Consider the following 21,722-nt stretch of genomic DNA (forward strand, 5'->3'; position numbering starts at 1 on the left):
GGATGTCAGGACGCTTCCTGGCGGGATACGCGTTCTCATCGGTCCGGCCTACGCGAGTTCGATCGGCCCGCGGACGGGCCGACATCCGGCATACCGAGGTGAACGGGCGACTGACAAGCAGTACGCATGGCTTCGAGCTTTTGAGCCGCCGCTGCCATGGTGGTCTCGATCGCGGCGACTTCGCCGATCCAACCTTGATCTTTGGCCTCCTGCAGCCGGTCGGCGAGGTTGGCGTGGATCTCCTCCAGCCGTGGTAGCTGGGCGGGATCGACCCGAAGGAGTGGGCACCTGACACACGCGTTTTCGTGCTGGCAAGGCGTTCCATGGTCGCGGCCGCAGGTGCCGAGGGCGACCTTCCGCAGCTCGAAGTGGGCGAGGAACTGGTCCCATTCGGCGGCGGTGAGTTCGCGGTATTCCGCGCTGGGGCGTTCGGCGCGGCGGCGGGCGATGAATGCCCGGTGGTGGGTGATCACGTCGTCGGGGTAGATCGCGGCGTACCCCATTGTGGTGTCGACCGTGGCGTGGCCGCAGACCTTGGCCGCGATGTGTGGGGGCAGCCCGGAGCGGATGGCGTCGGTGACGAAGATCCTCCGGGAAGTCGTGGGGCCGCCACTGCAGCGGCTGTCCGCCGGCGACGATCCGCGCGGTGTCGGACATGGGGACCAGGCATTCCCGGATGTAGCTGCGGGTGAGTGGCCGGTCCTCGGTGCCGAAGCGCTGCTGGAACAGAAACGGCATCGGCGGGCTCCAGGTCTGCTCGAACACGTCGTAGGCGGACACCAGCGGTAGGGCGGCTTGGCCGGCGCGGACCCGGAAGATGATCGCGGTCAGTACCTCGGCGAGCTCGGGCGAGACCAGCAGCAGCCGCTCTGCGTCGGTCTTCGAGGGGGCGACCTGCAGCATCGGCACGACCTCGCCGGTGGTGGGCAGGGTGTAGGCGATGAAGCTGTAGTGGGTGAGTTCCAGCATCTCCTCGATGCGGATCCCGGTGTGCCGCAGCACTTCCACCGTCGCCCACGACCAGAATGCCGCCTCATCCTCATGGGTCAGATCTCGCCGCTTGCCGGTGGCCAGGTCGGTGGCGAAGACCCGGCCGGACTGGCCCACCCGGCACCGCTGGAGGTCCTGGCCGGCCACGGTGAACCGTCCTCCGGCGGGCGTCTCCTGGGCAGCGTTGAGTCGCTCTTCGGCGTCCTTGCGCTGCTGCTCGACGGCTCGTAGCAACGTGGGCATCAGCGGCAGTTGAGTCCGGGTCCGCTGATCCATCCGGGCCTTGACGCGCGCCTGGGCCTTCTTGCGGGTCACCTCGGATGCTTTGATCGGACAGGGTGCCACCCATGGCGCCCATCGGGCCGGGTCGTCCGCGGCCCAGCGGGCGATGTCCTCGTAGAAGGCCCGCACGAAGACGAGCTCGCTGCGGTAGTTGACGCGAGCACGGACGGGTTGGCCGTCGTCGTCGCGGATGTAGGCCAGCCGTTCCTTCCAGGCACGGGCGACCGCCGGTTCCAACCGCAGCGAGTCGATGCCGGGGTGGTGCAGTTCCAGGTCGCGCCAGAACAAGGGGCAGAGGGTGCGGGCGACCGAACGCAGCGAGGTGTGATCGAGGTCGGGTGCCCGTTCGCTGAGGTACTCGACCAGCAGGTCGCGGACCGGCCGGCACTCGATGGCGCAGGCGTCGACGATCTGCTCGATGCTGCGGCGCCCGTCCAGCCGCAGCATCCGCAACCGTTCCGGGGCCGCGGCCGGCAGCATGCCCGCCTTCTTCAACGCCGCGTAGAACAACGGCCGGTCGGCGCTGCCGCGGAAGTGGTGCTCCTGCAGCGCTCTGGTCAGCTCGATGCAGTCGCCCACGGTGATGTCGGCGACAAGGCCGCCCTTGCGGATCACGATCCAGGTGAGCTTGTTCATCGCGTCGGACTTGGCCCAGTCGGCCGCGTGCCCGGTGTGCCGCTCGATGTTGCTGAATCCCTCAGGGTTCGTGGCCGTTCTGGTCTCGGCGAGCATCAGAGCGTGGCGTTGCCGCAGCAGCCATCGATAGCCTGGCCGGATGACCTGTCCGGCCACCAGCAGCGCCAGCCCGCACGACAACTCGTCACGATGATGACGCCGGACCGGGGCACGCTCGCGCAGCGGCAGATCGGCCCAGTCGAAACCCGCGGTGTCGGCTCCACTGGCCAGCCACCGGTCCTGCCAGGTATCCCCGGGCTGGCGCTCAAGCCAATCCAGCAGCTTGCCCAAACCGCGTCGTCGCGTCTTGTCCCGGGTGCGGCCGGTGCTCGGGTCGGTGAACGCCTGCAGCAGCCGTTCCGTCAACGCTTCCCGGCTCTGGCGGGTCTGCCACCAGCCTTCCTCGTCGGCCCGCGGCTCCCATTCGCTTGGCCGGGCCGTCGTATCGGCGTCGACGATCCCGGTGGTGGCGGCCGCAATGCCCGGCGCTGCGATCGTCACTGCGTGTCTCCGCCTGTGGTCGCGGCGCCGAACAGGGTCGTCAGCACCTCGGGCCGATACCCGGGTGCCGGCGGCGCGGGTGGCTTGGCCAGCTCGGCCCGCTGCCGCTCGTGGTGGGCAAGGACGCGGGTGATGACCTCGTCCGGGGTAGGCGCGGTGTAGATCTCCGTGGTGGTGATGTGCGCATGTCCCAGCACCCATTGCACGTCGGACAACGTCAGATTCGGGTCACGGACCATCCTCTTGGCGGCAGAATGTCGCAGGTCATGCAGGGTCCAGTTCGCGCCGAGCGCCGCGTTCGCCTTGTTGAACAGCATCCTGACGGCGTCGTAAGTCAGCGAGCGAACGGTCGGCGCAGCGTCCACCACAACGCCTAGTCCGGCCCCTTCGGCACCAGATCCCGCACTTCCTGCTGGTAGAGTCGCAGCCACACGAACGCGTCCGTGGACGCCGGTAACTGCTGCAGTGCCCGGCTCCCCTTGCGGACCACGCCGATCACCTGCTCCTCCGGAACGACCAAGCGCTGCCGGACGCCGAGCAACTCCGACGCGCGAGCACCGGTCGAGATGTAGAACGCGATCAGCGCCCGGTCCCTGTTGCAGGACAAGGCCGCGAACAGGTCGTTGAATGCCTGATCGGGAATGCTCCGCGGCGCTGGCTTGGGTTCCTTGGGCTGGTACATCGCTCGCCTCGACGGACGCCGGAACGGCTGCATCGGGTTGTGGTGAGCATTGAGATGGTCGTCCTCGGCGCCCCTGCTCTTGGGGAACGGGTTGACCAGCGGCCGGCCGTGCATCTCCCGGTGGTACTCGTAGAACGATCGAATCGCGGCACGGGCATGCCGCCGAGTTCGGGCCGCGTAGTTCTCGCCGGATGTTGCCTTGCCGGTCACCGGGTTCACCGAACCTGCGGCTGGTGTGTCAGGACGGCGCTGTCGCGGTGGCTTCTTGCTGATTTTCAGCCACAGGGCGAAATCCCGAGCCTCAGCCCGGCCAGCGGCATGCCAATCGATGCCGACCGCGCGCAGGAACCGGAACCACGCCAGCAGTTCGTATGCGTAGGAGCGCAGCGATGCTGGGCTGGCGTCGTCCGCGAGCATGTGGTGCAGGAACTCGCTGACCGCTTCCACCTCGACGCCGTCTTCGTCCAGAACTCGAAACGGCCGCAACCGATCGGCGGTCTCGTCCACGCGGCCGGCCCTGTCGACCTTCAACGCTGCGACGTTCCTGAACGTCGAACCGGGCTCTGCCATCTATACCTCCGCTGGCCGTCGAGCTTGACGACCGGGAGATGACAGCAGATCAGGGCCGTCGCCCACAGTCACCCGCAAGGAGGACTCGGGCTCCGGACAGAGATCCGACGTCACTCTCCGTTGACTGTGCGGGAGTCCGATGGAAGGTAGGCGCTATTTCGGTCAACGGGACATGCTCGTGTTTACAGGGGCTTCCGTAGGGTCGCCCACAGTCCCCGAGTTCGAGCTTTCGCAGCTCGAAGTGCTGCTGGAAATCACGCCATTCATCGTCGGTCGGTTCACGATACTCGTCCTCTGGACGTACCTTCCGCCGCGCCTCCAGGAAGCTGCGATACGAGCGGATGAGATCATCTTGAAAGACTGCGAGGTAATGCTGGGTCGTGGCCAGGTTGGCATGCCCCAGAAGCCGCGCCACGATATGAACCGGAAGCCCGCCGGTGACGGCCTCGGTAGCAAACATTCGCCGAAAGTCGTGCGGCGTGAAACGCAGCGGTTCTCCTGAGGAGTTCCGAAGGCTCGTGCGGGCTAATGCGGCGTTGAGTAGATCGGTGATCCGGTGATGATTCAGTACGGCTCGGCGGGATCCCACGCAGAGGTCCCGTCCTTAGTCCGGTCAACAGACCGACTCACCGTCGTCGGCGCGCTCGCTTGGGTGATCGCCGATCGGGCGACGATGGATCAAGTGGAGCCGGCGGGACTCGAACCCGCACGATCCGGGTTGAAAGCCCGGCCGACCTGGCATTAGTCGACGGCTCCGGGTCCGGCACCGGAATCGAACCGGCAATCGGCGCATGCGCGGAAGGGAGGAGGGTCGAACTCCTACGGGCGTAACCCCAACGGTTTTCGAGACCGCGGCCGGCGCCATCTGTCGGCTGGCCCTTCCCAAGTCTGGTCGACAGGATTTGAACCTGCGGCTTCTCGGCCCCGAACCGAGCGCTCCACCAAGCTGAGCTACGACCAGATCGCGTCATCCGGACCGGCCGTCTGGCGTCCTGGTGCGCGGAATCGAACCGCGGGCCTCCGCCTTATCAGGGCGGCGCTCTCACCGACTGAGCTACACCAGGTTGGCGGAGAGAGCGGGACTCGAACCCGCGAGGGGCGGACCCCCACCGCATCAGCACTGCGGCGCCATAGCCACTAGGCGATCTCTCCGTTGCGCCACCGACGGGACTCGAACCCGCGGCCCCCCGATCGACAGTCGGGTGCTCTCCCTCTGAGCTACGACGGCATGGTGGAGCCGGCCGGGCTCGAACCGGCTACCTCCCGCTTGCAAGGCGGGCGCTCTCCCAGGTGAGCTACAACCCCATGCGTACCCGGAGCGGGAGTCGAACCCGCACTGACCGCCTCCTCGGGACGGCGCCTCTGCCGGTTGGGCTACGAGGACATGGGCGGCAGGGCCGGACCGGACACCTGCTGCGCTCCGAGAGGAGGACTCGAACCTCCAACCTTCCGCTCCAGAGGCGGACGTGCGGCCAGTTGCACCATCTCGGATCGGGCCGGCCGCCGCCGCGGCGGCGGCCGGCTGGGGTCATGCGCGAGCGGCCGAAACCCAGGTGGGTGTACGGGGCTCGAACCGCATGACCATCCCCGCCTGACGCGGGGTCCGGTCGGCCTTGCGCTGGTTGCAGGGGTAGCACGCGGCGATCGTGTTGAGCCACGTGTTCTCGCCGCCCTGCGAGCGCGGGACGATGTGGTCGACCGTGGTGGCCGGCTGCCGGCAGTAGCCGCAGCGGCGGTGGTCTCGGGCCAGGACCCCACGCCGGGACCAGGCCGGGCCATCGGTCTGCCGCCACCGGGCGTAGACCCAGCGGACGAGCCGGACGACTTTGGGTACGGGCCAGACGCCGATCGCGCGGTCGGGGATCTGGTCGTGAACCTCGGCGACCTGGCGGACGAGCATCTTGACGGCGTGGCGGAGGCTGACCCGGGTCAGCGGCTCCATGTCGGCGTTGAGGACCAGGACGTCGGACACCCGGGTCACCTCCTTCCTGCTTGTTGTCGACGGTGATGTCGTAGCGAGCGGACGGCGGGACTTGAACCCGCGACCCCCACCTTGGCAAGGTGATGCGCTACCAACTGCGCCACGTCCGCATGAGAGCCACGGGCCACCGCGGTGCGTGGTCCTGGTCGGGCTCGAACCGACGATCTCCTGGCTGAGAACCAGGTGAGCTTTGCCGACAGCTCCACAGGACCAGGTGCTGGATATTTCGTGTTGCCAGGGCCCGCCGGCCGCGTGGTGGCGCCGGCGGGACCTGTACTCATGCCATTTCCGCTGTGGAGTTCTCAAGTGGTGCCATGTCCATGCCCGCCGGTTCGGCGAGGGACCAAGCAGGGGTGACAGGGCTCGAACCTGCAACCTTCGGTTTTGGAGACCGGTGCGCTTCCCGTTGCGCCACACCCCTGTGCGGTTGTGCCGGAAGGCAAAAAATGCCGCCTTCCCGGTTCGGGAGGCGGCTTCCGCGGCGTGCGGTGAGCTCGGGCGCTTAACGGCGCCTCCCTGGTACGGACTTGCTGAGCTGGTCTTCGGGGAACTCGTGGGCCGTCATGAGCGCGCAGCCGGCCGAACCCCGTAGCACGATGTGCTGCGGGTTGGTCTCGGCGTGCCGGCGATACATGAGCGGAACTCCTGAGTGAGGTCGTCGAGGACGGAAACGGGCGAAGAACCAGAAAGCCGCCCGGTCCCGGATCGGGAGGGGCGGCGCTGTCGCTAGCGAGGTTGCTAGCTGCGCCACCGGTGGTGTTCCTGATTCGGGTAACTATCGTCCAGGGAGCGGGATTGCCCGGCACAGATCGTGACGGCCTCACCCAGCGGCGCGGGCCGCCGTACGGTGCTCGAGGCTTGCCACCACATCGGTGCTCCCTGACATCGGTCGTCGTTGGTGATCCCTACGTTAGGGGGATCGGGATGGGTGAGCAACGCGTTTTCCATGGCGGACATCGCTGGTTGCTTCTGGGCGACGCCGGATTCAACGACACCTGCGACGACGACACTCGGCACTGACCAGGCCTGGGTCACTGGCACACCGGCCGGCCGAGAGCAATCTGTGGGCCGGCTACGATCGGGAGCTTCGCCACTACTGGGCCGGCCTCGCTCTCCATCGTCTGCCTGGTGGGCCGCCGCCTTCAGGTGCCGCCGACGCCGCGCGCGTCACAAACACTCAAGTCCAAGGCTGAGGCGTCGAATCGTTCAGGCATGGACTTGGAGACTCGTGTCGGGTCGGTCGAGCAGATCATCGACACCGGCGCCGTACACCCGGTCTTCCAGCCCATCGTCGAGCTGTCGACGCGCCGGATCGTCGGCGTGGAGGCGCTCACCCGCGGCCCCGCCGGCTCACCGCTGCACTACCCGGACGCCCTGTTCGCTGCCGCGAATCAGGCGGGCATGCTGCACGAGCTCGACACGATGTGCGCCGCCCTGGCGATCGAGGGCTTCAACGCCCACCGCGGCAGCCTTCCGCCACTGCTGTTCGTCAACTCCGAACCGGGAGCTCTGACCAAGCCACCCACGCCGGCCCTGCGGGCCGCCCTGGCGAACCAGCGGGACTACCGCATCGTCATGGAACTCACCGAACGTACGCTCGCCGCCAATCCGACCGGCCTGCTGCAAGTCGCCCAGATGTGCCATGCGGTGGGTAACGCCCTGGCCCTCGACGACGTCGGCGCCGATCCGCTGTCGCTGGCCTTCCTGCCGCTGATCGAGCCCGAGGTCGTCAAGCTGGACATGCATCTGCTGCGCGATCCCACCAGCGCCGACACGATCGCGACCGTCGCCGGCGTCGGCGCGTACGCGCAACGCACCGGCGCGGTGGTGCTGGCCGAAGGCATCGAAACCGAATACGACCTGGCCACCGCCACCGCGTTGGGTGCCACCTGGGGGCAAGGATTCTTCTTCGGCAAACCCGGCCCGCTGCAGAACCTCGCCGGACGACCGATGAACGCCCAAGCCCGGTTGCGGGCCGCACAGCCGGGCCTGCACCACGTTGCCGGCACCCTGTTCACTACTGCCTCCGCGGCACACCCGCCACGACAGGTCAGTCGTCATGTCGCGGCGGCGTTCGCCGACCATCTGCTGCAGGAAGCGACCACCGCCGGCCAACACGGCGTGGTGCTGGCCATGAACCAGGACCCGGAGAGCTTCGACCAGTCGCTGCCGAGACTGGCGCAGATCGCCGCCCGGGTGGGGTTCACCGGCGTGGTCCGACCGCCCGGAAGCGCCCCAGCACCGGACGGTGTTCGCCAAACCATCGACGACACCCTCTCCACCGAGCGGTTCGAGGCGGCTCTGGTGGTGGTCCGGCCCGGCGCGGCGGCCGCACTGTGCCTACGCCGCCTGCCCGATCCCGACATGGTGGAACTGGTCCTGTCCCACGACCCCACCGTTGTGCACGGCCTGGCCCGGATGCTGCTGGGACAGTTGGGCACCCGCTTCGAGTTCCCCGCCGTGGTAGGCGGTCCTCGCTCGGCCTGACGTACAGCGGACATGAACCCCGGCTGCGCTCCCGAACCGGCACCGCCCGGCCGGCGGACGCCGATGCACGGGCAAAATATCGCTTTGGCACACTGCCACCGATTGCCTGGGGCGGTGAATCCTCGCCCGGGTTCGGGTTGGCGTCCAGTGGCAGCCGCACCGCACCAGCCCTGCCGACCCCTTTCACCCGACATTTCAAGGACCGGCCTTGATGTACGGGTCGGCCTGGGCCGGGCCGCCCGCTTCGAACACGACCTGGACCGTACCGTCCACGGAATCGACGTAGCGGGTGCCACGGCCGCCCGCCGCAGAGGTCGACTTCATCGGAGCCGATTTCAAGCCCGGCGACCGGGCTCAGGGTGCCGTCGAGGATCGCGTATGCGGCTGCCGTGCTCGCGGATCTCGCCGCCGGCGAACTTCCCGAGGAGCTTGTGGTTACCATGCCGGGCGCCGTGGGATGCGGGAAGTCTGCGAAGCCGGTATTGGCGGCCCGCCGTCGTTGCGGCCCAGCGACGCCCGGTGCGTCCACCCGCCGGCGAATTGCGTGGGCCGTGTCGACCTTCTCTACGGCGATCACGTAGGCGGATCAGCTGATTACACTTTGGAGTTTCACGACGGTAATGTGCTCCGCGTTCGCACGTGACGCGGGAGGATTCATTGGCTCGGCGTAAAGGCATCATCGCTTCCCTGCAACGCGAGCACGCCCGGCAGATCCGGGCAGCTCAGCAGGCCCAGACGGCGTACGTCCGCCAGCAAACCGCGATGCGCCGGGCCGCCGAACAAGCCGCCCGCGCCGCGCAGCGAGCCGCCGTGGCCGACGAACGCGAACGTAAACGCCTCTACCTCGAGGCCCGCGCGGCCGAGGTCGCCGCCGACAACGCCGACATCCAAGCGCACCTCGAAGAGCTCGAACAGCTACTGCAGTCCACCCTCGAGGTCGACGACCACATCGACTTCACCCGGCTGAGAAAGCGGGTTCAGCATCCCCCGTTCAACCCGGGCCAGCTGGCCCAGCCGATCCCGGGACCGGATTGGCGGCGCTTCGAACCACCCGCGCCGACCGGACTCGGCAAAATGTTCGGCGGGCAGAGCAAGTACCAGCAGCAGCTCGCGGCCGCCCGAACGCAGTTCCTACAGGCCCAGGGTCAGCATGCCGCCGCCGAGGCCGACCGGCAGCGCCGGCTCGCCGCCGCCTACCAGCAATACCAGCAGCACTGCCAGCGCGTCGACGCCGAGGCCGCCGCACAGAACGCCGAGATCGACCGGTTCGCGGCAGCGTTCGCCGCCGGGGAGCCGCAGGCTGTCGTCGACTACTTCGGCATGGTCCTCGCGAACTCGGTCTACCCCGACGACTTCCCCCAGCAGTACCGCCTCGCCTACGTGCCCGAGTCCCGGCAGCTGGTCGCCGAATACGAGCTGCCCGCCCTGGATGTCGTGCCGGCAGTCAAGGAACATCGATACGTCAAGACCCGCGACGAGATCACCTCCACCGCCCGGCCGGCCAAGGACGTCCGCGAGCGCTACACCTCCGTGGTCACCCAGGTCACCCTCCGCACCGTGCACGAGCTGTTCGAGGCCGACCGCACCCGGCTGGTCGACACCGTCGTGTTCAACGGCGTCGTGGACACCACCGACCCGCGCACCGGCCAAGCCGTCCGCCCGTGCCTGGTCACCCTGCGCACCACTCGCGACCAGTTCACGCCGATCAACCTGGCCAAAGTCGACCCGGCCGCCTGCCTGCAACATCTCAGCGCCTCGGTGTCCAAACGTCCCGAAGAACTCGCGCCGGTCCGGCCGGTCCTGGAGTTCGACATGGTCGACAAGCGGTTCATCGACGAGGTCGACGTCCTGGCCGACCTCGACGAACGCCCCAACCTGCTGCGCCTGAACCCTTACGAATTCGAGTCGCTGATCCAGAACCTGTTCGCCAAGATGGGCCTGGACACCAAACAGACCCGCGCCTCCCGCGACGGCGGCGTTGACTGCGTCGCCTACGACCCCCGCCCGATCTTCGGCGGCAAGGTCGTCATCCAGGCCAAGCGATACAAGAACACCGTCGATGTGTCCGCAGTCCGCGACCTGTTCGGCACTCTGCAGAACGAAGGTGCCTCCAAAGGCATCCTCGTAACCACCAGTGGCTACGGCCCCACCTCTTACGAATTCGCGTCCGGCAAACCGATCGAACTCATCGACGGCGCCAACCTGCTCTACCTCCTCGCCGAACACGCCCAGCTCCAAGCCCGTATCGACGCATCCGAACTCGAGTAGCCAGAGCCGTGCACGGGTCGGCAGGAGTTCCGACGTCATGTCCCCCGCGGACATCTTGGCTGACCCCGCGGCGAGCACAGCCGGTAAAGCGTCCTAGGAACCTGGGTTTGGTCCCGTGAACCACGGGCCGAAGTCGAGAACCCGGAACGCGCGCTGATACGTTGGCGGCGCGCCGAGAGGTCGACCAGTGCTGATGCGGGAACTCTCGAACGGGGGATCGTCCGTTCCCGCAGGCTGGTGCCCGGTAACCGGGGGGCGCGGATTCCCCGCGTCTCAACTCCAGGATGGTCTTCAAGGGTGAACGCTTCGCTGCGGGTCGAACGGATTCTGGGAGACCGGCCCTTCGCTGAGATCGGCGAGCCCGTCCTGGCGGTCATGGCCGACGATCGCCTCGCGGTCGCGGGCGAGTTCGTCCACGAGTCCCGCCGGGCGCCACTGGCCGTCTACGACACCGGTGACCTGTCCTGCCTGGCGGTTGCCCGGTCGCGTCATCCCGTCCATGCGATGGCGTTCCATCCGACGCTGCCGCTGCTGGCAGCCGGCACCGGCCGCTACGACGGCGGCTACTTCTTCGAAGGCGAACTACTTCTGCTCGACCTGCGCACGAGCGCGGTCGTGTCGCTGTTCGAACACCCGCTGGGCCGCCAGGTGCTCGGCCTGCAATGGCTCGACGACCACCGGTTACGCCTGCTGCTGGCACCACCGGACGATTGGCAGGACCGGGCGGCGTGGGTCGAGGGGCAGGTGGCGGTGGTCCGCCGCGACGACTGGAGTGCCGTCGCCCCGGCCTCGCTCGAACCGACGGAACTGGCCGGCCCTCGGGTTCCGATGCCCCGCCCCGACGACAGGGTGCCGGCAAGCGCGGCGGTGCGGCGTCTGAGCCCCCACGCTGAGCCGCGGCGCACCGTTCGCGCGGTCGAGGAACTGTCCGACGGGCGGATCCTTGCGGCGCTCGCGGATGTCACGGTGGAGTGCTGGCTGGCGTCGAGCGAGGTCCAGTGGCGCGTTTCGGACGACAATGGCCAGGATAGCGGCGGCCAGGACCTGGTGGTGTCGGCGGACCGCCGATCGGTCTGGGTCGGCCTCGTCCGGCCCGGCTGGCAAAACGCCCCGCAGTCGCTGATCCGGTATTCACTGACCGACGGCGCCCAGCTCGACGAGATGAGTCCGCAGCATCCGTACGCTCTGGTCCAGTGCGCCGACGGACAGCCTGCCGTGGCCCCCCTCGGGACGGTGCCGCAGGCCACCCGGCTGCGGGTGCGCCGAGGCCGGCGCATCTACGTCCGGGAGGTCGAGCGTCTGGGCACGTCGTTGCTCGCACGGGCGTCCGAGTGGCTGTCGGCCGCTGATCCGGTGCCCGCCACGATCGACGGTCGCCCGCGTGAAGCCGGCCAGGCCCGACGTCTGTTTCCGTATTCATGGGTGCCAGGCGAGTCGCACTTCGCCGGGCCAGGAGTCGAACTAGCGGACGGCAGCCTGGTCTATGCCGGCACGGTGTACGACGGTCGGGGTCTGCAGCCGGGCGGCGCCTTCGTGGTCCGGCGCGACCTGGCCACCGGGAACCCGCTGTGGACCTCCCACACCGATCACGCCGCCGTCGATCTCGACACCGACACCGACACCGCCTATGTCGCCTACCAGGACGGCGAGATCGTGGCCCTGGATCTGCAGAACGGCGCCGTACGCCAGCGGTGGCGCCTGCCCCGCGTCTTCCCGACCGCCCTGACCGTGACCGGACCCGATCGGCTACTTGTCGGCACCAGCGACGGACGAATTCTCGACTGCCGGACCATGCCGAGCTGAGCCGGCCCGTGCCGGAGAACAGACGTTAACGGGCTGCGGTGGAGTCCGCAGTGGCACATGGGAGATCGACGACCCGCGACGCTCTGGCGTGCTTGCCAGGAGTGCGAGGTCGGCCAGGCCAGCCGTACCGCTGATGTGGGCCAGAACTATGTAAGCGAGGCCGAGCGGTTTCGCCACCACGCTGGCCGGACGACACCAGCGCGATCCGGCGTCGACGTATCGTGCCGTGCACGAGGAGGTCGCTGGCCACTACCAATAGCCAACCGTTGGTGGTGTCCTGGGCGGTGCCACCGTCCCGGCGTATTCCGCCACGGCGGCGGCCCGGTCGTCATGACTCGTCTCGCTAACCTGTTCCCATGGTGCCGTTTTCACCGGTGAGACCGGCAATGCTGCAACCGGGCGAGCTGGTGCGGTTGGTCGCGCCATCGGGATGGGTCCGCCCCGACCGCGCCGCCGCCGCGATACAAGCACTGACCAGCTGGGGACTTCGAGCACAGGCGGCGAAGAGCGCCCTCAGCCGCCACTTCTATCTCGCCGGAACTGACGAAGAGCGGCTGGACGATGTCAACGACGCGTTCCGCGACCCGGAGGTCCGCGCAGTCCTATGCCTGCGAGGAGGATACGGAGCGCAGCGGATCATCGACGATATCGACTTGGACGCCGTCCGCAATGATCCAAAACTCTTCATGGGCTATTCGGACATCACCGCACTTCACATCGCGCTGTGGTGCGAGACCCGTCTGTCGACCGTGCACGGCCCGGTGGCCGCCTACCTGAGCGATGCCGACAGCTCGACAAAAGGAAGCGTCCATCGGGCGCTGATGACCGGTGATCCGGTGGTCATGACCGCCGACGAGAAGGAGAGCACCTTCGACGTTCGAGTAGCCGGCCGAGCCGAAGGAATCCTTCTCGGCGGGAACCTGACCATGCTGGCCACGATGGCAGGCGGGCGGCACAAACCGGATCTGGGCGGCGCGATTCTGGTGATCGAGGCCACGAACGAAGAGCCCTACCGAGTCGACCGCTCCCTCGTCCAGCTCAAGCGAGCCGGATGGCTCGACGGCATCGCGGGCGTCGCCGTCGGCCAGTTCACCAACTGTGTCGACGACGGGCCGACCCCCACGGTCGAACAGGTCCTGTCGGAACAACTCGGATCGTTCGGCGTCCCGGTACTCGGCGGTCTGCCCATCGGACACGGCGACCAGCAGACCACCGTGGGCCTCGGCGTCCCGGCCGTCCTGGACGCGGACTCCGGAACACTTGTCGCCCAGCCGGTCGGCCGACCGGCAGACCAGCAAGCCTCCGGTTGACGACGAGAACGAGACGATCTCACCTGCTGACAATCACCTCAGCAGGACAGGACGACCGATCGAATCAACGCTCCTGGCTGCTGATTTCGGCGGCTCTTTCCAAGCAGTCCGGCCCGGAACTGCAGGGGAGGATGCGCTGGCGGAGCAGGTCGAGGTTGCGCAGCCGTACATGGTCGTTCGAGTGCTGGTGCTCTGCTCAAAAATCTGTCGGGAATCCGGGTCACGGCGTCCGGCGACGGCGCCATCGACGATCACCGGAGTGCGTGCGCGGCCACGTCTATGGGTATGAGATCACCATGAGCTCACCTATCGACGAGGACGCGCCCGCGTTGGCGACAGTGGCAGCTAGATCGGTCGAGTTGCTGAGCGACGCGACCGGGCCGGAAGTCGGGTACCCGGGTCTGACCGGCACCGGCGACGTCGAGGACGTGCTCGCCGCACTGAACCGGATGGCCGGGGACCTGCAACAAACCGCAACCCAGCTCAAGCGCTATCTCGACGACGAGTTCGCCGCGGGCCACCTCACCCGGGCGCCCGGCTCGAACGGCCAGAACGCCGAGACCGTCGCGGCCGCCAGACAGGCCCTGACCGACGTCCAAGAGAATGCTCGGACACTGGCTCGGCTTCTGACCACGGCCGAGACCGCGATGCTCGCACTGCGACCCGGCAGCTGACGCAGCAGAGCCCAGGCGACCGCGACGCGATACCAGCGGAGCGCCCGGCCCGCGGTCGGATCAGGCCGAACAGGTCGGCCGGCCGCGGGTCCGGTTACCCGGCCGGCGCCACGGCGCGGCGTCCCGCCCGCATGAGGCCGGGACGCCTGCGCAAGCCGGTGAGCCCAGGCCGGGTTCCTTGGCCCAGCCGTGAGACGCGCCTTGTCAGCGGCAAGGTGGGTAGGGCTGGCCCCCCATCCGAGAGGGTTGCCAGCAGGATCGAACGCGGCCGAGAAACCGCCAAAAATGATCTCCATGACCGTACAGAACGATCTCGGCGCCACGCAGAAATTGTCGCGGTTCCGCCGGGCCGCCTTCGCCCTCGTCCTGTCCGTCGCCGTAGTCGGCGCGGTCTGCGGGTGCGGTGATTCGGCGGCGTCGAAACCCGCGCACCCGGCCGGCCCAGCAGCTCCGGCCCCCGCTGCCGCGACCAACGCGGCCGAACCCGCGAACTCGGCCTCTACGGCGGGCCAGCACATGATCACCAACAACGGGCATCGCCTGGCGTTCTACGTCGTCCCCGGGCACTCACCGGCCATCGTGTTGGACTCCGGTGGCGGCGAGGACCACACCCAGTGGAAAGACATCGTCCCGCAGCTGTCGACGGCGACCGGGTCACAGATCATCACCTACGACCGGGCGGGGTTAGGCAACAGTGACGAGGTGAGGGGCCCCTGGGACGGCCGGGCCGCCGCCTCTGACCTGCAGGCCGGTCTGCGCGAGCTCGGCATCACTGGCAATGTGATCCTCGTGTCCCACTCGCAGGCCGGGGAGGTTGCCACCTACTTCGCCCGCGCCAACCCGGGCGTACTGTCCGGGGAAGTACTCGTCGACGCCAACGTGCCCCCATTCTTCACCGACGGGCAAATTCAGCGCCTCGTCGCGCTCACCACGCCGCAACTCGAAGCGCTCAAGAAGCAGCCGTCGACGAAGGCGAACCGGCAGCTCATCGCCACATCCGAGAACTTCGGTCCCACTCATCTGGCGTACCACGAGGTCTCCTGGCCGGACAGCGTCCCGGTCACCTACATCGCGTCGGAGAAGACGCCGTTCGACGGCTCCCCGCAGGACGCCCGGCGCTGGCGCGACGCGGCGGCCGCGTTCGTCGCGGCCGGGCCCGGACGCACCCTGATCACCGCCAAGGGAAGCACACACGAGATCCCGCAGGACAAGCCCCAGCTCGTCGTCGACGAGATCGAAAAGCTGGTCGCCGCTCGCCGCTGAACCACCCCACCGACGATTCCACCCGCCCCGGATCAGAGGCGTCGCAATCCGCCGGCGTGAACTCTGTAGCGCCAATTGTCGACTTCTGGCTAGGGTCGCCCCGCCGCCGCTACCGGTGCGACGGCGCGGAGTTCGGCGGTCAGCCGCGTGGCCAGTTCCAGCGCGGATTCCGACGGCGGCGACGGTGTGGGTTCGAAGAATGTCACCTTCAACCGGGGGCGCCGCGGGAAACGGGCGATATCCACGGTTCCGGAGACCGCCGCGCAGACGATGCGGGCTTGCGGCACGGCCTGCGCGAGGCGTCCGGCGCCGCTCCGGGCGCGAAGCTGCCGGCCCTGTGAGCGGGTGCCTTCAGGGAAGATCCCGAGACAGCCGCCGGCGGAAAGACACTGCACCGCGGCATCCAGCGCGTCGGTGTCGGCTTGGCCACGCCGTACGGGAATCTGCCCCATCCCGTTGAGCACGCTGCGGAGCAGCGGATTCTTCCAGAGTGACGCTTTGGCCAGGGCTTGGATCTGCCGGTGTCGGCGGGCGGCGACCGCGATGACTACGGGGTCCCACGCGCTGTCGTGGTTTGCCACGATGATCGTCGCGCCGTGCTTGGGAACGTGGTGCACGCCCACCACTTCCAGTCGGCCCCACCAGCGGACAATCGGCCCGGCCGCCGTCATGACCGCTCGATAGACCGGCGGGATCCGGCCGGCGTTGTTGATCTCAGCGGCAGAACGATTGCGCTCCATGACTCACTCTCACTGTCCAGGCCCATGCCGCTTCACCAGCGAACGCTTGCTGCTTTGCTCGCGCCTGCCGCCGTCCCCTGCATGGACGGCGGCTCACGGGCCCTGTTTAACAGGTCGAGCGGGCCTCAGCAACGCGACGGAGTTGTGGTGAGGTGCGCAAGCTCCCCACGAAACTGCGTTTTGTCGGCCGGTGGGCACGCCGGTCGGACTGCGGATGGTGAGCGCGGAGTACGCGGACTTGTCGGGCTCGGTGCCGGCGAACACAACCGCGGCCTGGTACGCGGCGACCTTTCGAGAGGCCCGGCCGGGGAGTCCGGCCGGAAGTAAGAGGCGGCTCAAGGGGCGGTCGCACGCGTGACACACGAACGGTGTCCTGAGTAGACGCCACCGGACCCGGCCTTCATCGGGGGCCGGGCAACTCTGGAAGTCCCAGGTTGACCGGTCGTGCCCAGTGCGCCCGTTTGTCGATCTGCGCCAGATGCACCCGACTCGAGCTCCGGTACTTCTTCCTGGGCGGCAGTCCTTTCCTGCCTGCTCGGCGGCGACAAGCTGACCGGTACCCAGACGGCATGGACACGCGCATCCACACCGCTGCAACTGCGGCGTACAACCTCGCGGCACGCGACCAGGCCCACCTTCGCTCGGCGGTGACGCGGATCCGAATCGCGGCAGGCATGCCGGTACACCGGCGTTCGATCGCGGACACTGGAGGTGGGCGACGGGAATACGGGTCAGCGGAGGTGGGCGTGAGGCAGGAGGCAAGTCTCGCGCATGTCGATCTCGACGCCATGTTCGCCGCGGTGGAGCAACGCGACAAGCCCTCACTTCGTGGCAAGCCGGTGATTGTGGGTGGGGTCGCCGGCCGGGGTGTGGTGGCGACCGCCTCGTACGAGGCACGCCGGTTCGGGGCCCGCTCGGCGATGCCGACCTCGGAGGCGCGGCGCCGCTGCCCGTCCGGCACCGCCTTCCTGACGCCGCGTTTCGCCGCGTACCGCAAGACCAGCGAGGTCGTGATGGCCCTGCTCCATGAGCTGTCGCCGCTGGTCGAGCAGGTCTCCATCGACGAGGCGTACATCGACCTCGCCGCCGGCGGCCATGACCTGTCGCCGGCCGGCGTCACGGCGGTCGCCGAACAGATCCGGGCGTCGATCGCGGCCGCCACGGGCGGTGTGACGGCCTCGGTCGGGGTCGGCACCTCCAAACTCGTCGCCAAGATCGGCTCGGACCTGCACAAGCCCGACGGACTCACCATCGCCGCCGCCGGAGACGAGCAGGCTCTACTACAACCGCTGCCGGTGACCCGCCTGCCCGGCGTCGGACCCGCCACCGCCGAACGGCTGCGCCGCGCGGGCATCCACACCATCGGTGCCCTGGCGCAGGTGGAGCTGCCGCCGCTGATCGACTGGTTCGGCCAGGCCCACGGCGCCGGCCTGTACCGGCTGGCCCGCGCCGACGACGACCGGCCGGTCGTCAGCGAACGCGAGGCGAAATCGGTGTCGGCGGAGGAAACCTTCGCCGTCGACCTCACCGACCGGGCCCGGCTCGGCACCGAGATCGACGTACTCGCCACGAAGGTCGGCGGCCGGCTCCGAGCCGGCGGCCTGTCCGCTCGCACGGTCACGATCAAAATCCGCCACCACGACTTCACCACCATCACCCGTTCGACCACCCGGCCCCAGCCCACCGACCAGCCGCGCTTGATCGCCCAGCTCGCCCGCCGGCTCCTGGCCGAGGTGGACACCTCAGCCGGCATCCGCCTGCTCGGCGTCGGGACGAGCGGTCTGGAAACCTTCGTTCAGGACGACCTGTTCGGTGACACCGAACCGGACCAGCCCAGCGGGCAGCCGGCCCCGGGCCCAGCCCCGAGCACGACCGATCAGAGCGCCGTCGTGCGGGAGCACCACGTGCCCGGGTCTTGGCGGGCGGGCCAGGACGTGCAGCACGACCGGTACGGACCGGGATGGGTATGGGGCAGCGGACGCGGCCTGGTCACCGTCCGGTTCGAGGGACCCACCACGGCACCGGGCCCGATCCGTACGTTCGACGCCGCCGACGCAGCCTTACTTCCGGCTGATCCACCCGAGTGGGTAAGCAGCGCCTTATCACCGACATAGCAGCGACGCCGCGGCGATGACACCGAAAGGCCCGCCCTTCATCTCCCGTGGGAGTGCGGCGAGCGGTCAGGGACGGGTCGGCCGGGCTGGCGCTTCTATTGCGTGCGACCTGGCAATCAGATCAGCCATTGCTCGCCGGAAATCTTCGCGGCGTTGTCGACTCCAGCCCACGGTCAGGTCGTCGAAGACCTGCTCCTGCCATCTGTGCGCGTCCTTCAATGCGGCTTGCCCGGCGGTGGTGATGGAGACCTCCCGCCGGCGCCCGTCGGACGTGCCCTTCGCCATCGACAGGTAGCCCGCGTCAGTAGCACTCTTGACAAGCCGTGATGCTCCGCTCTGGTCGATGCCGAGTTCGTGTGCAACCGCGTTCACGGTGGCCGGTTCGTCGCGAGCGACCAACGCGTTCACCGCCTCTGTCACCTGCACGAGGCGTCCCTGCTCGGCAATCGTGGGATCTCCCGCTGCTCTGCGCCGCGACCAGAGCCGGACGAAACTGAACAGCAGCTGCCCGGGTCCTCGGGCACTCATTCGGATGCGGCCATCTCTCGGCAGATGTAGGCCAGTTCGAGCGCTGACCGCAGATCAGGCAGTCGCAGCGCGGCAGTTACCTTAGCCCCTGCGACGCGGAACACTGTCGCCACGCGGGTAGGCGTCCGACTGTCAGGCCAGGTCGCATCCTCTTCAACGACCATCAGTCGCTCGCTAACCGGGTGCCAGGACCGCGGAACCAACCGGATGCCCGAATGCTCCACCCAGTCCGCGAATTGCACGGGCGTGATCGGTCCTGCACCCCTCGGCCCCAGGACGATGATGGGATCACCCACCGCGTGCATGGACCGCTGCAGATCGCCGGCGTTCACACTCGTATGCCACTCGTTGATGGCTTCCTCGAGGTTTGACTCCATGCTCTCAATTATATGCGATACGCATGTAACTGCACGGATCAGTGTCAACGGCCGGCGATCCCGCCCGCGGGACTTGACCCCCGTTCGGTCTCGAACCCTGCCGGGAGAGCCCGGCGCGTCAGCTGCTGCAACGGCGGCACGGCACCGCCGCCGAACAGCCGCGGCCACAGGCGGATCAGGTAATTCCCGATACCACGCAGGCGTTGCCAGGCCGCGTACGTTGCCTCGCCGCCGGCGGCAGAGGGGTTCCAACCCCGCAACCGGATCAGTCGGGGCGGCGGGGAACGGCGCCGGGCACCGTTGGTACACCGAACGGGAGGCCACCGTCAGCCGTACGTCCGCTGGTACGACGGACGCATTGGATCAAGACTGGCGAACGGCACCGAGGGGGACCATGACGACCGAGTTCGCGTTCGACAACCAGATTCTGGTGCTGGACGGCCGGGCAATTCGCCGAGTTCGGCGAGTTCGTCGCCTTGGCGCTAGCGGCGCGCGACCGCGCCCCCAACCTGTAGCCGCCGGCCGGCGCTCTCGATCGAAGGATGCCTTGAGATGTTCGGACAGCGGCGAATCCGCAAGCATGGCCGTACCGCTCCAGAGCGATGATGCGGCGGCAAGGCCTCAGGGCCATTGCTTTCCCGTCGATGAGATAGTCGCGATGACTGTTGATGATCTCCGGCTGCGCGTTCCGGGCCGGGTAGACGATCCCGTCCGGTTGCAGGCACTGCGGGCGACCGGGCTGCTCGACGCCGACTCGGCGACGTCGCTGGACAGGCTGACGCGGTTAGCCACCCGGCTGGTGCAGGCGCCGGTGGCGCTCGTGTCACTGGTCGACTCGGACCGGCAGGTGTTCGTCAGCGCGGTCGGCTTGGCCGAGCCGTGGGCCTCGCGGGGGCAGACCCCGCTGACGCACTCGTTCTGCCAGTACGTGGTCACCGATCAGGCGCCGCTGGTGATCGACGATGCCCGTGCCGACGGCCGGCTGTGCGGGAACCTGGCCATCCCCGATCTCAACGTGATCGCCTACGCGGGGTTCCCGCTGCGCTCGCCCGACGGTCAGGTCCTCGGCTCGTTCTGCGCGATCGACGGCCGGCCGCGGCAGTGGTCGGCCACCGAGGTGGAGATCTTGCGGGACCTGGCGGCCAACGCCGAGTCGGAGATCGCCCTGCACGTGGCGCACGGCGACCTGTTGCTGTCCTCGGCACGAATGCAGACGGTGCTGGAGACCGCCCAGGACGCGTTCGTGTCGATGGACCAGGAAGGCCGGGTGACCACCTGGAACGACGCCGCCGAGCGCCTGTTCGGTTGGCCGGAGGCCGAAGCCGTGGGCCGGCGGGCCACCGAGCTGCTGATCCCCCAGCGATTTCATGACGCGCACCGGGCCGGGCTCGCCCGGGTCCGGCGTAGCGGGGAGTCGAGGCTGGCCGGTCAGCGACTGGAACTGACCGCCGTCGACCGCGCCGGCCGCGAATTCCCGATCGAGATGACCATGCAGATGGGCCAGGAGCGGGGCCGGCCGGTCTTCCACGCATTCCTGCACGACATCACCGAACGCCACCAGCTCGCCGTACAGCGCGAACAGTTGCTCGAGCAGCAACAGCAACAGGTCCGCCGGCTGCGCGAGATCGATCAGATGCGCGACGAATTCATCGCCATGGTCATCCACGAGCTGCGCAACCCGATCGGCGTCATCCAGGGCTACACCGAGATGCTGGTCGCCGACCCGGACCTGACCGAGCATATCCGCGGGGAGCTCGCCGTCATCGACCGAACCAGTGGCCGGCTCACCCAGCTCGTCGACGACCTGCTCGACCTCGCCCGCCTCGACGGCGGCCAGATCGGCATCGACACCGCGCCCCTGCAGCCGGCTGCGCTGATCCACGACGCCGTGCACGCTCACCAGGGTGCCGCCGCGAACCGCCAGATCACGCTGACCGAGGACATCGGGCCGCTACCCGTCATCAACGGCGAAGCCCGCCGGCTCCAGCAGGTCGTGGACAACCTGCTGTCCAATGCCCTCAAATACACTCTGCCCGGCGGCACCGTCGCGGTCACCGCCCGCGGTGACGGCGGCGGCGTGGTCCTGACGATCGTCGACTCCGGCATCGGCATCCCCGCGGAGCAGTACCCGCGTCTGTTCGATCGGTTCTTCCGGGCCAGCACCGCCACCGAACGCGGGATCAAGGGCACCGGGCTGGGCCTCGCCGTCACCAAAGCCATCATCGAGGCACACCACGGCACGATCACCGCCGGACCCGGCCCCGACAGAGGAACGTGCTTCACGGTGACCCTGCCGGGCGACGGCGACAGACCGGACGATCGGGCAAGCTGAACCGAGGGTGTCGGTCCCTTCCATTGGCCTGCGGGCCGCAGCCGTACGACGCCGGGCGGATCTGCTGCGATGCGACGGTGGCGGTGGAGAGCCGGCGCGTGACCACAGGTGAGTTCGCTGAGCGGCCCGTGCCGTGCCGCCATCG

General features: G+C 68.4%; 17 protein-coding genes and 11 tRNA genes. 8 read left to right on the forward strand and 20 right to left on the reverse strand.

Features of this window, described 5'->3' with window-relative positions:
- Positions 1-48: 48 nt before the first annotated feature.
- The 16 genes from Afe05nite_RS22625 to Afe05nite_RS22700 form a co-directional block, all read right to left on the reverse strand.
- Positions 49-2,448 (reverse strand): hypothetical protein, encoded by a 2,400-nt coding sequence (locus Afe05nite_RS22625; protein WP_203819168.1) that lies wholly within the window; start codon positions 2,446-2,448, stop codon positions 49-51.
- Positions 2,445-2,813 carry a tyrosine-type recombinase/integrase gene (locus tag Afe05nite_RS22630; RefSeq protein WP_203819169.1) on the reverse strand — a complete coding sequence of 123 codons (369 nt, stop codon included), beginning with the start codon at positions 2,811-2,813 and terminating at the stop codon, positions 2,445-2,447. Before Afe05nite_RS22630 ends, Afe05nite_RS22625 begins: the two co-directional genes overlap by 4 nt.
- Before the next feature lie 8 nt (positions 2,814-2,821).
- Positions 2,822-3,700: a site-specific integrase gene (locus Afe05nite_RS22635; RefSeq protein WP_203819170.1), complete on the reverse strand. Its 879-nt coding sequence runs from the start codon at positions 3,698-3,700 to the stop codon at positions 2,822-2,824.
- Positions 3,701-3,749: 49 nt separating this feature from the next.
- A complete protein-coding gene (locus tag Afe05nite_RS22640; RefSeq protein ID WP_203819171.1) occupies positions 3,750-4,289 on the reverse strand; it encodes a tyrosine-type recombinase/integrase in 540 nt (179 codons plus the stop codon).
- Between the two features lie 94 nt (positions 4,290-4,383).
- Positions 4,384-4,456 (reverse strand) — tRNA-Glu (locus Afe05nite_RS22645).
- 40 nt (positions 4,457-4,496) lie between these two features.
- A tRNA-Ser gene (locus tag Afe05nite_RS22650) sits at positions 4,497-4,583 on the reverse strand.
- Positions 4,584-4,587: 4 nt separating this feature from the next.
- Positions 4,588-4,661: transfer RNA gene (locus Afe05nite_RS22655), tRNA-Pro, on the reverse strand.
- A 29-nt stretch (positions 4,662-4,690) separates the two neighbouring features.
- Positions 4,691-4,764 (reverse strand) — tRNA-Ile (locus Afe05nite_RS22660).
- Position 4,765: 1 nt separating this feature from the next.
- A tRNA-Ser gene (locus Afe05nite_RS22665) sits at positions 4,766-4,852 on the reverse strand.
- A 4-nt stretch (positions 4,853-4,856) separates the two neighbouring features.
- A tRNA-Asp gene (locus Afe05nite_RS22670) sits at positions 4,857-4,928 on the reverse strand.
- 1 nt (position 4,929) lies between these two features.
- A tRNA-Ala gene (locus Afe05nite_RS22675) sits at positions 4,930-5,005 on the reverse strand.
- Positions 5,006-5,118: 113 nt separating this feature from the next.
- Positions 5,119-5,191, reverse strand: a tRNA-Gln gene (locus tag Afe05nite_RS22680).
- Positions 5,192-5,228: 37 nt separating this feature from the next.
- Entirely contained in the window at positions 5,229-5,672 is a 444-nt protein-coding gene (locus Afe05nite_RS22685) for an HNH endonuclease (RefSeq protein WP_203819172.1), read from the reverse strand.
- A 46-nt stretch (positions 5,673-5,718) separates the two neighbouring features.
- Positions 5,719-5,791: transfer RNA gene (locus tag Afe05nite_RS22690), tRNA-Gly, on the reverse strand.
- Positions 5,792-5,818: 27 nt separating this feature from the next.
- Positions 5,819-5,893, reverse strand: a tRNA-Glu gene (locus tag Afe05nite_RS22695).
- Positions 5,894-6,029: 136 nt separating this feature from the next.
- Positions 6,030-6,102 (reverse strand) — tRNA-Trp (locus Afe05nite_RS22700).
- A gap of 791 nt (positions 6,103-6,893) precedes the next feature.
- On the opposite strand from Afe05nite_RS22700, the gene Afe05nite_RS22705 reads away from it, so the two are divergent.
- Positions 6,894-8,168, forward strand: coding sequence for an EAL domain-containing protein (locus Afe05nite_RS22705; protein WP_203819173.1), 1,275 nt, complete (start codon positions 6,894-6,896; stop codon positions 8,166-8,168).
- Between the two features lie 195 nt (positions 8,169-8,363).
- On the opposite strand, the gene Afe05nite_RS44630 is transcribed toward Afe05nite_RS22705, so the two are convergent.
- Positions 8,364-8,492, reverse strand: a complete 129-nt coding sequence (locus tag Afe05nite_RS44630; RefSeq protein ID WP_275407500.1) for a hypothetical protein — start codon at positions 8,490-8,492, stop codon at positions 8,364-8,366.
- A gap of 333 nt (positions 8,493-8,825) precedes the next feature.
- Here Afe05nite_RS44630 and Afe05nite_RS22710 point away from each other — a divergent pair, with 333 nt between their 5' ends.
- From Afe05nite_RS22710 to Afe05nite_RS22730, 5 genes are all read left to right on the forward strand, one after another.
- On the forward strand, positions 8,826-10,436 hold the full coding sequence (locus tag Afe05nite_RS22710) for a restriction endonuclease (RefSeq protein ID WP_239118101.1): 1,611 nt from the start codon (positions 8,826-8,828) through the stop codon (positions 10,434-10,436).
- A gap of 297 nt (positions 10,437-10,733) precedes the next feature.
- Positions 10,734-12,239: a PQQ-binding-like beta-propeller repeat protein gene (locus Afe05nite_RS22715; protein ID WP_203819174.1), complete on the forward strand. Its 1,506-nt coding sequence runs from the start codon at positions 10,734-10,736 to the stop codon at positions 12,237-12,239.
- Positions 12,240-12,595: 356 nt separating this feature from the next.
- Entirely contained in the window at positions 12,596-13,549 is a 954-nt protein-coding gene (locus tag Afe05nite_RS22720; protein ID WP_203819175.1) for a S66 peptidase family protein, read from the forward strand.
- A 296-nt stretch (positions 13,550-13,845) separates the two neighbouring features.
- Entirely contained in the window at positions 13,846-14,223 is a 378-nt protein-coding gene (locus Afe05nite_RS22725) for a hypothetical protein (protein ID WP_203819176.1), read from the forward strand.
- Positions 14,224-14,517: 294 nt separating this feature from the next.
- Positions 14,518-15,486, forward strand: coding sequence for an alpha/beta fold hydrolase (locus tag Afe05nite_RS22730; protein WP_203819177.1), 969 nt, complete (start codon positions 14,518-14,520; stop codon positions 15,484-15,486).
- An 89-nt stretch (positions 15,487-15,575) separates the two neighbouring features.
- Here the strand turns inward: Afe05nite_RS22730 and Afe05nite_RS22735 are convergent, their stop codons facing one another.
- The gene (locus Afe05nite_RS22735; RefSeq protein WP_203819178.1) at positions 15,576-16,226 is read right to left on the reverse strand and encodes a lysophospholipid acyltransferase family protein; all 651 of its coding nucleotides are present in this window, start codon (positions 16,224-16,226) and stop codon (positions 15,576-15,578) included.
- Positions 16,227-16,972: 746 nt separating this feature from the next.
- Between Afe05nite_RS22735 and Afe05nite_RS22740 the strand changes: the two genes are divergently transcribed.
- On the forward strand, positions 16,973-18,340 hold the full coding sequence (locus Afe05nite_RS22740; protein ID WP_203819179.1) for a DNA polymerase IV: 1,368 nt from the start codon (positions 16,973-16,975) through the stop codon (positions 18,338-18,340).
- 66 nt (positions 18,341-18,406) lie between these two features.
- On the opposite strand, the gene Afe05nite_RS22745 is transcribed toward Afe05nite_RS22740, so the two are convergent.
- Together Afe05nite_RS22745 and Afe05nite_RS22750 are read right to left on the reverse strand one after the other, a co-directional pair.
- Positions 18,407-18,766: a MarR family winged helix-turn-helix transcriptional regulator gene (locus tag Afe05nite_RS22745; protein WP_203819180.1), complete on the reverse strand. Its 360-nt coding sequence runs from the start codon at positions 18,764-18,766 to the stop codon at positions 18,407-18,409.
- 98 nt (positions 18,767-18,864) lie between these two features.
- Positions 18,865-19,245 (reverse strand): hypothetical protein, encoded by a 381-nt coding sequence (locus Afe05nite_RS22750; RefSeq protein WP_203819181.1) that lies wholly within the window; start codon positions 19,243-19,245, stop codon positions 18,865-18,867.
- 658 nt (positions 19,246-19,903) lie between these two features.
- Here Afe05nite_RS22750 and Afe05nite_RS22755 point away from each other — a divergent pair.
- Positions 19,904-21,577: an ATP-binding protein gene (locus Afe05nite_RS22755; protein ID WP_203819182.1), complete on the forward strand. Its 1,674-nt coding sequence runs from the start codon at positions 19,904-19,906 to the stop codon at positions 21,575-21,577.
- The last annotated feature ends 145 nt before the right edge of the window (positions 21,578-21,722 follow it).

The organism is Paractinoplanes ferrugineus, assembly GCF_016862195.1.
GTDB classification, from domain to species: Bacteria; Actinomycetota; Actinomycetes; order Mycobacteriales; family Micromonosporaceae; genus Actinoplanes; species Actinoplanes ferrugineus.

Coding starts and splice junctions, on each gene's coding strand:
- Afe05nite_RS22635 (WP_203819170.1), bottom strand. CDS start 3,700: ATGGCAGAGCCCGGTTCGACGTTCAGGAACGTCGCAGCGTTGAAGGTC.
- Afe05nite_RS22705 (WP_203819173.1), top strand. CDS start 6,894: ATGGACTTGGAGACTCGTGTCGGGTCGGTCGAGCAGATCATCGACACC.
- Afe05nite_RS44630 (WP_275407500.1), bottom strand. CDS start 8,492: ATGAAGTCGACCTCTGCGGCGGGCGGCCGTGGCACCCGCTACGTCGAT.
- Afe05nite_RS22720 (WP_203819175.1), top strand. CDS start 12,596: ATGGTGCCGTTTTCACCGGTGAGACCGGCAATGCTGCAACCGGGCGAG.
- Afe05nite_RS22725 (WP_203819176.1), top strand. CDS start 13,846: ATGAGCTCACCTATCGACGAGGACGCGCCCGCGTTGGCGACAGTGGCA.
- Afe05nite_RS22730 (WP_203819177.1), top strand. CDS start 14,518: ATGACCGTACAGAACGATCTCGGCGCCACGCAGAAATTGTCGCGGTTC.
- Afe05nite_RS22735 (WP_203819178.1), bottom strand. CDS start 16,226: ATGGAGCGCAATCGTTCTGCCGCTGAGATCAACAACGCCGGCCGGATC.
- Afe05nite_RS22750 (WP_203819181.1), bottom strand. CDS start 19,245: ATGGAGTCAAACCTCGAGGAAGCCATCAACGAGTGGCATACGAGTGTG.
- Afe05nite_RS22755 (WP_203819182.1), top strand. CDS start 19,904: ATGACTGTTGATGATCTCCGGCTGCGCGTTCCGGGCCGGGTAGACGAT.